The organism is Chryseobacterium sp. C39-AII1, from assembly GCF_039672645.1.
In the GTDB taxonomy this organism is placed as follows: Bacteria; Bacteroidota; Bacteroidia; order Flavobacteriales; family Weeksellaceae; genus Chryseobacterium.
In genome coordinates, this window is record NZ_JBDFPQ010000004.1 from 125,663 (window position 1) to 139,649 (window position 13,987).

General features: G+C 37.0%; 8 protein-coding genes. 7 read left to right on the forward strand and 1 reads right to left on the reverse strand.

Going from position 1 to position 13,987, the window contains the following annotated elements:
• Positions 1-47 precede the first annotated feature (47 nt).
• Positions 48-797, reverse strand: a complete 750-nt coding sequence (locus tag ABEG63_RS08610) for an NUDIX domain-containing protein (RefSeq protein WP_267403043.1) — start codon at positions 795-797, stop codon at positions 48-50.
• Positions 798-1,381: 584 nt separating this feature from the next.
• Between ABEG63_RS08610 and ABEG63_RS08615 the strand changes: the two genes are divergently transcribed.
• The 7 genes from ABEG63_RS08615 to ABEG63_RS08645 all read left to right on the forward strand — a co-directional run bounded on the left by ABEG63_RS08615 (position 1,382) and on the right by ABEG63_RS08645 (position 13,960).
• Positions 1,382-3,643 carry a TonB-dependent receptor gene (locus ABEG63_RS08615; RefSeq protein WP_346584166.1) on the forward strand — a complete coding sequence of 754 codons (2,262 nt, stop codon included), beginning with the start codon at positions 1,382-1,384 and terminating at the stop codon, positions 3,641-3,643.
• A 10-nt stretch (positions 3,644-3,653) separates the two neighbouring features.
• Complete coding sequence (locus ABEG63_RS08620; RefSeq protein WP_346584167.1) at positions 3,654-5,945, forward strand: glycoside hydrolase family 3 N-terminal domain-containing protein; 2,292 nt, start codon at positions 3,654-3,656, stop codon at positions 5,943-5,945.
• A 65-nt stretch (positions 5,946-6,010) separates the two neighbouring features.
• Positions 6,011-7,609 carry a nucleoside hydrolase-like domain-containing protein gene (locus ABEG63_RS08625; protein WP_346584168.1) on the forward strand — a complete coding sequence of 533 codons (1,599 nt, stop codon included), beginning with the start codon at positions 6,011-6,013 and terminating at the stop codon, positions 7,607-7,609.
• Between the two features lie 283 nt (positions 7,610-7,892).
• Positions 7,893-9,059, forward strand: coding sequence for an alpha/beta hydrolase-fold protein (locus ABEG63_RS08630; protein WP_346584169.1), 1,167 nt, complete (start codon positions 7,893-7,895; stop codon positions 9,057-9,059).
• A 367-nt stretch (positions 9,060-9,426) separates the two neighbouring features.
• On the forward strand, positions 9,427-10,305 hold the full coding sequence (locus tag ABEG63_RS08635) for an alpha/beta hydrolase (RefSeq protein ID WP_346584170.1): 879 nt from the start codon (positions 9,427-9,429) through the stop codon (positions 10,303-10,305).
• Positions 10,306-10,468: 163 nt separating this feature from the next.
• On the forward strand, positions 10,469-11,500 hold the full coding sequence (locus tag ABEG63_RS08640; protein ID WP_346584171.1) for a nucleoside hydrolase: 1,032 nt from the start codon (positions 10,469-10,471) through the stop codon (positions 11,498-11,500).
• A gap of 3 nt (positions 11,501-11,503) precedes the next feature.
• On the forward strand, positions 11,504-13,960 hold the full coding sequence (locus tag ABEG63_RS08645; RefSeq protein ID WP_346584172.1) for a glycoside hydrolase family 3 N-terminal domain-containing protein: 2,457 nt from the start codon (positions 11,504-11,506) through the stop codon (positions 13,958-13,960).
• The last annotated feature ends 27 nt before the right edge of the window (positions 13,961-13,987 follow it).

Here is a 13,987-nt window from a genome sequence, read left to right on the forward strand (position 1 = left end):
TAGAAGATTGCTTTATCAAATTAAATTGGTAAAGCAATTTTTTGTAATTACCAGTTACTCAAACCATTTTCAAGCGCCTTAGCATAATTTTCTTCATCAAAAGAATAGAGATCCGGAGCTTTATGAGCGCCGCCAGTTCTTCGCTCGTCTAATTTTTTTAGAATTCCTAAATTTTTAATTTTTCGATAAAAATTTCCTCTGTTAAGTTCTTTTCCGAGAATAACTTCGTATAATTTTTGCAATTCAGAAAGTGTAAATTTTTCAGGTAATAAATTGAATCCGATAGGTTTATGAGAAATTTTCTCTCTTAAAGTTAATAACGCTTTTTCGATAATTTCACGGTGATCCATCGCCAATTCGATATTGGGAAGCTCGCTTAAATAAATCCATTCACAACTTTCACTGAATTCATCAGCAATCAGATTAAAACGATCTGGATTGTAAAGGGCGTAATATCCGATAGTTACGAATCTTTGCTTGTGGAAAAGAGTTTCATCAAAATCTTCAAAATAAAATTCACTTCTGTTTTTCTTTCCAAAAACGGCAAATTCTTCCAGATAAACTTCTGTAATTCCGGCTCTGTCTTTCAAAATTCTCACCACCGCATCGTCTAAATCTTCATCCTTTCGCACATAACCTCCTGGCAAAAACCATTGCTTTCTGTAATTCATCTTTAAAAGCAAAACTTTAAGCTCGTTTTGATCGAAACCAAAAATTACAGGATCGGCAGAAAGATGAGGGATAAAAATTTCTTTTGCCTCAATCGATTTTTTTAAAAGTTGTTCTTTAGAATCCATTATTAGAAGTGAGAAAAATGTGTATTTACAAATTTAGTGATAAAAAATTGGAGTAGACACCAAAATTGATACCTTGAGGTACTTTTGGGGAAATTTTAACGTGATTTTAATCATTGTTTCAATAAGAATCAATGAAAAATGTTTTATTATTTGAAATTTATTTAAATGTAAAACAGTTAGTTACATTAAATATTAAGAAAATTTAATATTTTTTTTTGGTGAATCCGATGAAACAATGTAGTATTGTAATGCTTCTTATTGAAGCAATGAAAATGAACACTTTTTTGAATCTGAATTTATTCGAATCGTACTCTTTCCAGAGAGTATATTTTGGTTGAAAATGATTAAAAATCATTCAATTAAAATAAAGATATTGCTTGAAGCTGAGAAGGTTTCTCCCAATATCAATGCAATGATAATACAATGCTGCTGATAAACCGGCTTTAGAAAAACAATCAATCCGGTGCTGATGAAAAATAAAGTCCATCCAATGATTTTTTGGATGCAGGATATTCCTATGTCTTTATTTAAAATAAAATTGATAAACAACAACTTAAGAAGAAATTATACTAATTAACTGTACGATGAGAAAATCAACTTTAAAAATTTCAGCATTAGGGCTGATGTTTTCCTTTGCCGTAGCTTTTGGCCAGGAAACCGACAGCCTTGCGGTAAAAAATGCTTTGAAAGAAGCTTCAAAAACTGAAGGAGGCGTAAAGACCGTTACGACTTCATCCAAAGAAGACAATAACAGAAACGTGATGCTGAATGCAGCCAATAACACGAGTCCGAGAGATGTAAACATCGGCTTGCCTGCAACCGTGGGAGGAATTACGATTCTTGAAAACGACCTTCCTGCCGTGTACTTTTTCTGGCCCGAACTTCCTAACAAAACATGGCGACAAAGTGTTGGTTTAGAAAGAACCGGACTTTTGAAAATGGACCAATTAGCCAACACAATGGGCGATCTTGGTTTCGCGGTAAACTCTTATTCTCAAACGGGAACGAAAGATTTTAAACTAAAAGGAAAATTTACAACAAGTACTTTCGGATGGCTACAAGGTGATGTAAATGTTTCCGGACCGATTACTAAAAACGGCTGGACTTATACAGTTGGAGCTTTTGCCAATTACGATCCAAGTACTTTTAAACTGGGTTTTGCAAGAAATGTTGATGAAACAAAAATTTTCAGAGCGGGTGCTACGAAATATTTTAAAGATGACAGAGGTCAAATTTCATTTTTATACAAATATTCAGATTCTTATAATGTAGGAAATTATGCCGTTTTTCAATATGGTGAAAATGGTAAAGTTACTGAGCTTGATAATTTTAAGATTGGTAGAGATTCTTACGTTGTAAATGACGGACAGATAAGAATGAAAGATATTCTGACAGGACAAGATTACTGGGCAGGAATGAGCGGTAATGATAACAGTTCTAAAGCTCATAATATCGATATTTTAGGTAATTATTTATTAAACAACGCCTGGAATTTTAAATTTTCAACAAGAGCACACTTCGCGAATGTGAAGATGGCGAATATCATCCCTTTGAGTATTTTCAATGCAGATTCTTCGGCGGGTTATACTTTGGCCTCAAACGGTCAGGCATATTCCGGTGCTGTGGGAACGCAATTGGCAATGTATACTCCTAAAACACCGATCACGAATATTGCAGGTCGTTTTTCATTAAATAAGCAAATCGGCAATCACAATGTAACAGTTGGAATTTTAGAACAATTTTATAATATTGATAAATTCACATCCAACAGATCATTTTTCTTCCAAACGGTTGGTGCCCAGCCTGAAAGATTAATTGGGCCGTCAACCGATGCAAACGGTTTCTATAATTACAATGTCGGAGGAGAATTCCACAGCGGGACTGAAAATAAACTATCCGTTTACGCTTCTGATGATTGGAAGGTATCTGATAATTTTAACCTAAGCTACGGGCTTCATTTAAGAAATCATATCATTGATGGTGAATTTTCTATGACGCCGAGATCACCTAATTTTGTTTTTGGAGCCAATGATTTCCAAAGCATCAATGAAAGCTGGTTTCATGTTGGCGGAAGCGTAAATGCTACCTATAATATCAGCAAAAACTTCGGTGTTTTAGCAAATTTCCTTTATACGGAAGAAAACAGAAGACTGGAGAGTTATTCTCAGCCATTTACTCCGGATATGAAGAAAATCAGAAGTCCTTTGGGGGCGATCGGGGTTTTCTGGAATACAGATTATATCCAATTGATTTCTCAGGCTACCTGGTTAACGAAAAACGGATATTTAGGAAGATACAATCTTGTAAATCCGAACAACAGTACGCAGGTTGAAGTGGCAAGTGTAGATTATAGCATCCAGACTTTGGGTTGGACAACGGATTTTGTTTTGAAACCTTTCAAAGGGTTTAACTTCCATTATTTAATTACATTCCAGAATCCGGTGTACAAAGATTTTGCTTTCAGTGCATTTGGCGAAAATTATAATTATGCTGATAAAAATGTATTGGGTGTTTCTAAAGTTTTAATGGAGATCGATCCAAGTTATACCATCGATAAATGGAGATTTTGGGCAAGTTTCAGATATTTCTCAAAACAATATGCGAATCTTACCAATGCTTTATACTTCGCACCAAGATGGGAAACTTTCGGTGGGGTAAGTTATACGGTTAATAAAAATATCAATGTTGGCGCAACGGTTATCAACTTCCTAAATCAAAGAGGAGCCAGTGGAACCATCAACGGTGCTGAATTGATTACCGATGCAAGTCCATTCTACGGAAAATTGTTGACGGGAACGTACATTATGCCATTAACAGGTCAATTCTCAGTAAGCTTTAATTTCTAAAATGTAAACAATGAAAAGAACGGTTTTAAATGTTGCTGCATTATTTTTAGGAGTAACAGCATTTTCGCAAAACATTCAGACAGTTACGAATTCTAAAGGTCCTGTTTTGGGATATTCCACAGAATCTGGCGTAAAAATCCTGACGGTTGGTGGAAATAAATTTAAAGATTTAAATAGAAACGGAAAACTCGATAAATATGAAGATTGGAGACTTCCTGTTGACGAAAGAGCAAAAGATTTAGCTTCAAAAATGTCTATCGAACAGATTGCAGGTTTGATGTTATACAGCGGTCATCAATCCGTTCCCGCTCCTGCAGATGGTTTCAGAGCAGGAAAATATAACGGAATGTTATACAAAGAAAGTGGCGCAAAAGCTTCTGATTTAACAGACCAACAAAAGAAATTTTTAAAGGAAGACAATCTTCGTCACGTTTTGGTAACGACGGTTGAATCTCCTGCAATTGCAGCGCAATGGAGTAATAATATTCAGGCTTATATTGAAGGTTTAGGATTGGGAATTCCTGCAAACAACAGTACAGACCCGAGACATTCTGCAACAGTAACAGCCGAATTTAATGAAGGAGCAGGCGGACAAATTTCTCTTTGGCCGGATGGTTTGGCAATGGGAGCAACTTTCGACCCTGAATTGGTTAAAAAATTCGGAAATATTGCCGCTCAGGAATACAGAGCGTTGGGAATCTCAACAGCATTATCTCCACAAATCGATTTAGGAACAGAACCTCGTTGGTACAGAATCGCTTACGTCTTTTCTGAAAGTCCGGAATTAACGGCGGATTTAGGAAGAGGTTACATCGATGGTTTCCAAACCACTTCTGGCAGCAAAAACGGTTGGGGAAACAAAAGTGTGAATGCAATGGTAAAACACTGGCCGGGAGGTGGACCTGAAGAAGGCGGTCGCGACGGTCACTGGGCAATGGGAAAATTTGCAGTTTATCCTGGGAATAATTTCCAAAACCACGTAAAACCATTTACCGAAGGTGCTTTCAAATTAAATGGTGGAACTAAAGAAGCTTCTGCGGTAATGCCTTATTACACAATTAGTTTTAATCAAGACACGAAAAATGGCGAAAACGTTGGAAATGGTTACAGCAAATATTTAATCACAGATTTACTTCGTGGAAAATACAAGTATGACGGTGTAGTTTGTACCGATTGGTTGATTACGGCAGACGAACCAAAAACTCCGGGCGGATTTGCAGGAAAACCTTGGGGAGCTGAAAAATTATCAATTGCTGAACGTCATTATAAAGTTTTGGAAGCAGGTGTTGACCAATTCGGAGGAAATAATGATAAAGGACCTGTTTTGGAAGCCTACCAAATGGGTGTAAAAGAACACGGCGAAAAAGCTTATCGTGCAAAATTTGAGCAATCGGCGGTTCGTTTGTTGAGAAACTTCTTCAGAACAGGATTGTTTGAAAATCCTTATGTCAACGTTGAAGAAACCAAGAAAATCGTTGGAAATCCTGAATTTATGAAGGCAGGTTACGAAGCTCAGGTAAAATCTATCGTAATGTTGAAAAACAAAGCGAATGTTCTTCCCATCAAAGAAAGAAAAACGGTTTACATTCCAAAGAGATATTCTCCTGCAACGTTCAACTGGTGGGGAATTTACACGGCGCCGTCTTTAGATTTCCCTGTTGATATTAATCAAATTAAAAAACATTTCGATGTAACTGAAGATCCTACAAAAGCTGATTTCGCATTGGTTTTTGTGAAAAGTCCGCACAGTGAAGAAGGCGGTTACAGCGACATTGATGCTAAAGAAGGCGGAAACGGTTACCTTCCGATTTCTCTTCAATATCAGACTTACACAGCGACTGAAGCTCGTGAGAAAAGTATTGCAGCAGGCGACCCGGTCGTTGCACCCAATGTACACGACAGAACTTTCAAAAATAAAACTTCAACGGTTACCAATTTCACAGATTTGTTGACGATTGAAAACACGTATAAAGCAATGAACGGAAAACCTGTTATTGTTTCTGTTACGGCTTCAAAACCGATGATTTTCAACGAATTTGAAGGTCATGCTGATGCGATTTTAATGAATTTCAATGTGTCAAATCAGGCTGTTGTAGATATCGTAACAGGAAAATACGAACCTTCAGGATTGCTTCCGCTTCAGATGCCTGCAAATATGGTGACGGTTGAAAAGCAAAAAGAAGATGTGCCTTACGATATGGAAACGCACAAAGATTCCGAAGGTCACAACTACGATTTCGGATACGGAATGAACTGGTCTGGTGTGATTAAAGACGCAAGAACAGCGAAATATAAAAAGTAATTGAAAAGATTCTGAGTCTGTAGTTTACGGGCTCAGAATTTTATTTTTTATCTAAAAGAAAAACAATGAAAATTAATTTTAAAACCTATAAAAAAGTTCAGAATCTTGCCGTTGGTTTCTTGATGATGAGTTCAGTTTTCGGACAGGCTCGAACCGTTTCCAACCAAGAAAGACCAAGAATCATCATCACAGCCGATCCGGAATTGGACGACAGCAATTCGATGATTCGTTTTTTGCTGTACAGTTCAGATTTGGATATTGACGGATTGGTTTATGCAAGCAGTGCATTTCACTGGAAAGGCGACGGAAAAGGCACAAAATGGTTTGTTCCGAGCAGAGAATATTCAAGATTTGGAACAGGAATTTGCCCCTGTGAATCCTGGAGATGGGGCGAAGATGAAAAATTCATTCACGATGCGGTGGATGCTTATGCGAAATCGTATTCCAATTTAAAAGTTCACAACCCGAATTATCCTTCTCCTGAAATTTTAAAATCAAAAATCAAGTACGGAAATATTGAGTTTGATGGTGATATTTCCAAAGATTCTGAAGGTTCAGATTTAATAAAAGCTGCCATTCTTGATAACAAACCCGGGAAATTATTTGTCACAGCTTGGGGCGGATTGAGCACGATTGCAAGAGCTTTAAAATCCATTCAGGAAGAATTTGAAAACACGACAGATTGGGAGAAAATTCAAACTAAAGTGGCGAGAAAATTGGTCATTTTACCTTCGGGTGACCAAGATGATACTTACGCTTCTTACATCAAACCGAATTGGCCAAAACTGGATTACAGAGAATTTGTGGACGGACCAAATTATGGTTACACGGCTCCTTTGAAAGCGAGTCCTGAAAATGCAAAATATTTCTCAGCCGATTGGATGAAGAAAAACATCTCTAATAAAGGAACTTTTGGCGAATTGTACAGAGTTTGGGGCGACGGAAAACAGATGGTAAAAAATGATATCGTTGATTTCTTCGGATTTTCAGGCGTAACTGCCGAAGAACTGAAAAAGCAAGGCTACAAAGTCTGGATGCCGTTGCAACCGAAAGGTTCTTTCTTAAGTGAAGGCGACAATTTTACCTTTATGAATATGCTCGGAAACGGATTACGTTCTTACGAATCCGGTTCTTACGGCGGTTGGGGCGGAATCGAACCAATATCAAAAGCAAATTCTAATATGTTTTTCGATAATGCAGCTGACGGAAATAACAGCGCAGAGGCAATGGCAAATTCAATGGCATCAAAGGAAAAATCGGAGAAAGAATTGGCTTTCCCTAACTTTTTACCACAAGCAATGAATGATTTTGCAGCAAGATTAACCTGGTCTACGACATCTACTTTTTCCAAAGCGAATCACGAACCGATTGTAAAAATTTCAGGCCCTACAAATATTCGTTCTTCCGCAGGAGAAAAAGTTCCATTATACGGTTCTGTTACCGACCCAGACGGAAATAAAGTAAATGTAAAATGGTGGCAATTCAAACAAGCCGGAACTTATAACGGTGATGTTGAAATTTCAAAATCAGACAGTTTAAATCCCGAAATCATTATTCCAAAAACAGCAAAAAGCGGACAAACCATTCACCTGATTTTAGAAGCCACAGACAACGGAATTCCTGCATTGACGAGATATCAACGTGTTATAATTATGGTAAGATAGTATTTCAAATCTTATCAGAATTAAAGAAAAAATGATTCATAATTGATACTAATGAATGTCTTAAAACCGGACATTTTTCGTCCGGTTTTAACGAAACTTATTTTTCTTAATGAAAATAAACAAAGTTTATTCTTAAAATATTTCAACATTAAGGATTTAAGAAAGACCACAATTATTAAAAATAAAGAAGTCAATAAATTGATTTTCATTAAGATACATTAAGTAAAAACTCTTTAAAACTTAATTTCTTAATGTTTAAAATTTAAATACACACAATTAAAATATGAAAATCAAATACACAATCTATTCATTAATGCTTGGTCCATTAATGTTTGCTCAGGAAAGGCTTGATTTCAGCGGAAAGAAAAACTTAATTTCTCCCGAAATCAACGGTCAGAATGTGACCTTTCGTTTGCTCGCTCCCAATGCGAACAGCGTAAAACTGCAGGGAAACTGGTTTCTGTCCAAAGGAATGGAGCCGGGTTCCGTCGATTTGCAGAAAGATAAGGACGGTGTTTGGTCGTTCACAAAAAATGATTTCAATCCCGATATTTATACCTACTCATTCGTTGTTGATGGCGTAAAAGCCAACGACCCGAACAATTCTTACCAGGTTCGTGATGTTTCGTCGGTGATGAGTATGATTTTGATTGACGGAAAACAATCCGAAAATTACAAAGTTCAAAATGTCCCGCACGGAACGGTTTCCAAAAGATGGTACCATTCGGATGGACTGAAAGAAGACCGAAGATTAACCGTTTACACACCTCCGGGTTACGAAACTTCAAAAGAGAAATTCCCTGTTTTATACTTATTACACGGAATGGGCGGTGACGAAGAGGCGTGGATGACTTTGGGAAGAGCGTCTCAGATTTTAGATAATCTTATCGCTCAGGGAAAAGCAAAACCGATGATTGTCGTAATGCCAAACGGGCACACCAGCAATTCTGCGGCGCCGGGCGAATCTTCCAAAGGGTTTTATAAAATCGATATGAGGACGCCGGATATTTTCAGTGGTGATATGGAAACGTATTTCAAGGAAATTATGAATTTCACAGAGTCAAATTATCGAGTAAAAACAGATTCTAAAAATCGTGCTGTTGCAGGACTTTCGATGGGTGGTTTTCATTCACTATACATCTCTGCCAATCAGCCGAAAACGTTTGATTATGTAGGTTTATTTTCTCCTGCGATTCTTCCACCAGACGAAAAGAAAAGCTCTGTTTATCAGAATTTAGATTCAAAATTGAAAATACAGCAGAATGATGGTTATAAACTGTATTGGATTGCCATTGGAAAGACAGATTTTCTCTATAAAAACGTAGAGGAATACCGTAAGAAACTTGACAAAATAAATTTCAAATATCAATATGTAGAATCTGAAGGCGGGCATACGTGGAGCAATTGGAGAACGTATTTAAACGAGTTTGTTACACAGTTATTTAAGTAAAATAATAATTATTTGGACAGCTTACTCCGCCTGTAGTTTATCCTGAGCTTGTCGAAGGGCTCCCAATCTTTTTTGGGGACGATTTCAATCTAAATAGAACTTGAGTACAAGCAAAAAAGGATTTTCGCTCAAATCGGGCTGCGTGAGATTTGCTGTTAAAACTGACATTCCAAATCAACCGCATTTTTGTCATTCCGTAGGAATCTCAATAATGATATTGACAAGGAAGTCTAGATTCCTACGGAATGACAAATTAACTTTCAATTTATTGCGGTCTTCGCTGAGTGAAACGCCTTTGCGAACGAAAAATATACAGAATAATTAAAAAAAATCTTTGCGCTCTTTGCGTTTAAAATAATAAAAATCAATGAAAAAATTAATTATAGCAAGTTTATTCCTTTTCGGTTTAAACAGCATCAATGCTCAAAAATCAATTCCATTATACAAAGGAAAAGCGCCGGGAACAGAAAACTGGACGCAGAAAGAAGCACAGCAATTCAATGAACTGTTCAAAACAGAAGTTGTTTTCAACGTTACGCAACCTTCAATTTTAGTTTTCGAAGCCGATAAATCAAAAGCAAACGGAGCTGTTGTCGTTGTTGCTCCGGGTGGAGGTTTTCAAAGTTTATCAATCAACCGCGAAGGAATTGATATGGCAAAAAAACTCGCAGAAAACGGAATTACTGCAGTGGTTTTAAAATACAGATTATTGGAAACAAAATCCAATGACCCAGCCAAAGAAATGATGGAAAACATCAAAGACAGAAAAGCTTTTGATGCGAAAACTGCACCGATTAAAGTAATGGCAGGTGAGGATATCAAAATAGCGATTTCTTATGTAAGAACTCACGCAAAAGAATTGAATATCAATCCAGAAAAATTGGGTGTAATCGGATTTTCGGCAGGAGCAAGTGTAATTTTAGAAAGCGTTCTTCACAGCAAAGATGCTTCAACTTTACCAAACTTTGCGGCATCAATTTATGGCGGCCCAAGTCAGGAAATTTTAGATACAGAAATTCCGAAATCTCCGCTTCCATTATTCATTTGTGCAGCAAGTGATGATCAGTTAAAATTGGCTCCAAAGTCAGTTTTACTTTACAATAAATGGTTGGAAGCAGGACAACCAACCGAACTTCATATTTATGAAAAAGGTGGTCACGGTTTCGGAATGGGAAAACAAAATCTTCCTGTTGACAAATGGTCGGATGTGTATTTGGATTGGTTGAGATTCCACAAATTTTTATAATATTTTAATTAAATCATAAAGAATGTATTGATTAAAATCTCATGTAGATTGAACAAATTTTTCAGATAAGTAAAATTAAAATCTGCTCCATCTGCATAATCAGCGAGAGATTTATAAAATCCTACCAGAAAATCATCAACACTTTTTTGTTAAAAAATAAACAATGAAATCAGTATTTTTTAATATAGTTTCTTTTTTTACGGCAATGGCTGTGTCCGCACAGTCTACTGCCGTGATTTCGGAAATGGATAAATACGTAAAACCGCGCTACCGCGTTATTGTCGATAATGATTTTGGTGGCGATCCGGATGGATTATTTCAATTAGTGCATCAGATCTTATCACCTTCCACAGAAATTCGTGGAATTATCGGTTCGCATTTGAAACCCGGAGATCCGTTTGATTCTTCAAAAATTACCGCTGAAAATGCAGTGAAAAAAGTGAATGAAACATTGGAAGTGATGAATCTTAAAAATAAATTTAATGTTTTTCAAGGTTCAAATGATCAGTTGAAAGATCTTAAAACACCAAACATTTCCGAAGGTGCAAAAGCAATCGTTGCCGAAGCAATGAAAGCTGATGAGAAAAATCCTCTGTTTATAGTTTGTGTTGCCGGTTTAACAGAAGTTGCAAGCGCTTATTTGATGGAACCAAAAATCGCCGACAAAATCGTTGTGGTTTGGATTGGCGGTCCCGAATATTCAGATTTAGCCACTCCGCCGCCTGGTTATACGCCTTTGGAATATAATTTAGGAATCGATATTAAAGCGGCTCAGGTGGTTTTCAATCAATCTAACTTAAATATCTGGCAAGTTCCGAGAAATACGTATCGACAGACTTTAATGTCTTATGCTGAATTACTGAGTAAAGTGAAACCTGAAGGAAAAACGGGAGCTTATTTAACGCAAAAAATTGAAGATTTGATGCTTAAAACGCAAAAATTCAATTTGCTGGTTGGCGAAACGTATATCATGGGCGACAGTCCGTTGGTTTTATTAACGGCGCTTCAGTCTTCTTTTGAAGCTGACCCATCATCAAGCAGTTATGTCTTAAAAAATGCTCCGAAAATTAATGATAATGGAGCTTACGAATACAATTCAAACGGTAGAAATATAAGAGTTTACACCCATCTTGATACAAGATTGATGTTTGAAGATTTATATGTAAAACTAAAAATGTTTAATTCTAAAAAATAAAATATGAAGAAGAATGTATCCACATTAATCAAGCTTTCTCAAAAAGCAAAATACTCAGGATTATTCTTGGCTTTATTGGCAGCATCGCCTTTTGCAAAGGCACAGAATACTCCAACGCTAAGTGTTGACGGAAAAACGTTTAAAGATTTAAACAAAAACGGAAAATTAGACCTTTGGGAAGATACACGTCTATCGGTTGACAAACGAATTGATGCCATCATCAAACGAATGACCAATGAGGAAAAAGTAAACCTTCTGATTGGAACAGGAATGCCCGGAATAGAAGTATTGACTGGTCCTGTTGGAGATTCAAAACAAGGTTTGGTTCCTGGAGCCGCTGGTGGAACAGATTCTTTTGACAGATTCGGGATCCCAGCGACGATTGTTGCCGATGGCCCTGCAGGTTTGAGAATTCAGCCAACGAGAGAAAATGATTCAAAAACGTATTATGCAACGGCATTTCCTGTAGGAACGGCTTTGGCTTCAACTTGGAATAAAACTCTTCTGGAGCAGGTTGGAAAAGCAATGGGAAATGAAGTGAAAGAATATGGTGTGGATGTTTTATTGGCTCCGGCTTTAAATATCAACAGAAACCCTTTAAACGGAAGGAATTTCGAATATTATTCTGAAGATCCTTTGATTTCTGGTAAAACGGCTGCGGCAATTGTGAACGGAATTCAGTCTCAAGGCGTGGGAACTTCTATCAAACATTTTGCTGCTAATAATGAAGAAACTAATCGATTAACCATCAATGCACATGTTTCGGAAAGAGCGATGAGAGAATTGTATCTGAGAAATTTCGAAATTGCCGTAAAAGAATCTCAGCCATGGACGGTAATGTCTTCTTACAACAAGCTGAATGGTGTTTATACTTCAGACAGTCATGATCTTTTAACTCAGGTTTTGAGAAAAGAATGGGGCTTTAAAGGAATTGTAATGACCGACTGGTTCGGAGGGTTCCCTGGGTTTGAATCGATTAAAGATGGCGGAATTTCCGACGTTGTAAAACAGATGAATGCAGGAAATGACTTGTTGATGCCGGGAATACCTGCTCAAAAAAAAGTGTTACTGGAAGCTTTAAATTCAGGAAAATTATCCAAGGAAGTTGCCAATCTGAATGTGAAGAGAATTTTAGAATATATCTTCAAAACGCCAACTTTTGCACAATATAAATACAGCGATCAACCTGATCTGGCACAACATGCGCAAGTAACAAGAAATGCAGCGGCAGAAGGAATGATTTTGCTTAAAAATGAAGGAAATGCATTACCTTTTGCAGACAAGCAAAAAGAAGTTTCGTTATTCGGTGTGACTTCTTATGCTTGGATTACAGGTGGAACGGGAAGTGGAAGTGTGAACAACAAACACACGGTTTCTCTTTTGGAAGGTCTGAATTCTACAGGTTACAAATTAGACAAAGAACTGGTTGATTTATACAAACCTCACGCAGAAAAAGAAGCCGCAGCAGAATTAATTGAAAGAAAGAAAAAAGGAATTCTTGGGCTTCCGGGAAGATTGGGTGAAATTAAATTGGATGATGCTTTCTATGCAAAAAAAGCCGAAACTTCTGAAATTGCCTTCGTGACTTTAGGAAGGAATTCAGGTGAAGGCGGTGATAGAGTTGTGAACGAAGATTTCAACTTAGCAACAGAAGAAATCGAAATGCTGGACAAGATTTCTAAAGCTTTCCATGCGAAAAGTAAAAAAGTAGTGGTTATTTTAAACATCGGTGGTGTTATTGAAACTGCATCATGGAAAGATAAAGTGGATGGAATTCTTTTGGCTTGGCAACCCGGTCAGGAAGGCGGGCACTCTGTTGCTGATGTAGTGTCAGGGAAGATCAATCCTTCAGGAAAACTGACGATGACTTTCCCTGTGAAATATTCAGACACGCCTTCAGCAAAGAATTTCCCTGGAGTTCCTGCTGAAAATCCTAAAGAAGTGACGTATGAAGAAGGAGTGTACGTGGGTTATCGTTATTTCGATACATTCAATGTAAAACCGTCGTACGAGTTTGGCTACGGAAAATCTTACACTAATTTCGATTATTCTAATATAAAGATCAGTTCGCCAACTTTTAATAATAAAATTGAGGTGAGCATTGATGTGAAAAATACAGGAAAAGTAGCTGGAAAAGAGGTTGTTCAGCTCTATTTATCAGCTCCTCATCAATCAATTGACAAACCAAAGGCTGAATTGAAAGCTTATGCAAAAACAAAAGAATTGCAGCCAAACGAAAGTCAGACTATTACTTTAAGTTTAAATCCGAAAGATTTAGCATCATTTATCACCGCTAAAAGTGCATGGGTTGCTGAACAAGGTAAATATAAAGTTTCAATCGGAGCTTCTTCGCAGGATATTAAACAAAATGTAGAATTTTCGCTACCTAAAGAATTGGTAGTAGAAAAAGTGCAGCATGTTTTTCCTTCGGATAAACAGTTTACAGATTTAAAACCGTAAAAAATTGAATTATGAGAGGTTGCTGAG

Excerpts from the sequence above, each read along its gene's own strand:
- ABEG63_RS08610 (WP_267403043.1), bottom strand. The coding sequence starts at position 797 with ATGGATTCTAAAGAACAACTTTTAAAAAAATCGATTGAGGCAAAAGAA.
- ABEG63_RS08645 (WP_346584172.1), top strand. The coding sequence starts at position 11,504 with ATGAAGAAGAATGTATCCACATTAATCAAGCTTTCTCAAAAAGCAAAA.
- ABEG63_RS08615 (WP_346584166.1), top strand. The coding sequence starts at position 1,382 with ATGAGAAAATCAACTTTAAAAATTTCAGCATTAGGGCTGATGTTTTCC.
- ABEG63_RS08630 (WP_346584169.1), top strand. The coding sequence starts at position 7,893 with ATGAAAATCAAATACACAATCTATTCATTAATGCTTGGTCCATTAATG.
- ABEG63_RS08640 (WP_346584171.1), top strand. The coding sequence starts at position 10,469 with ATGAAATCAGTATTTTTTAATATAGTTTCTTTTTTTACGGCAATGGCT.
- ABEG63_RS08625 (WP_346584168.1), top strand. The coding sequence starts at position 6,011 with ATGAAAATTAATTTTAAAACCTATAAAAAAGTTCAGAATCTTGCCGTT.
- ABEG63_RS08635 (WP_346584170.1), top strand. The coding sequence starts at position 9,427 with ATGAAAAAATTAATTATAGCAAGTTTATTCCTTTTCGGTTTAAACAGC.
- ABEG63_RS08620 (WP_346584167.1), top strand. The coding sequence starts at position 3,654 with ATGAAAAGAACGGTTTTAAATGTTGCTGCATTATTTTTAGGAGTAACA.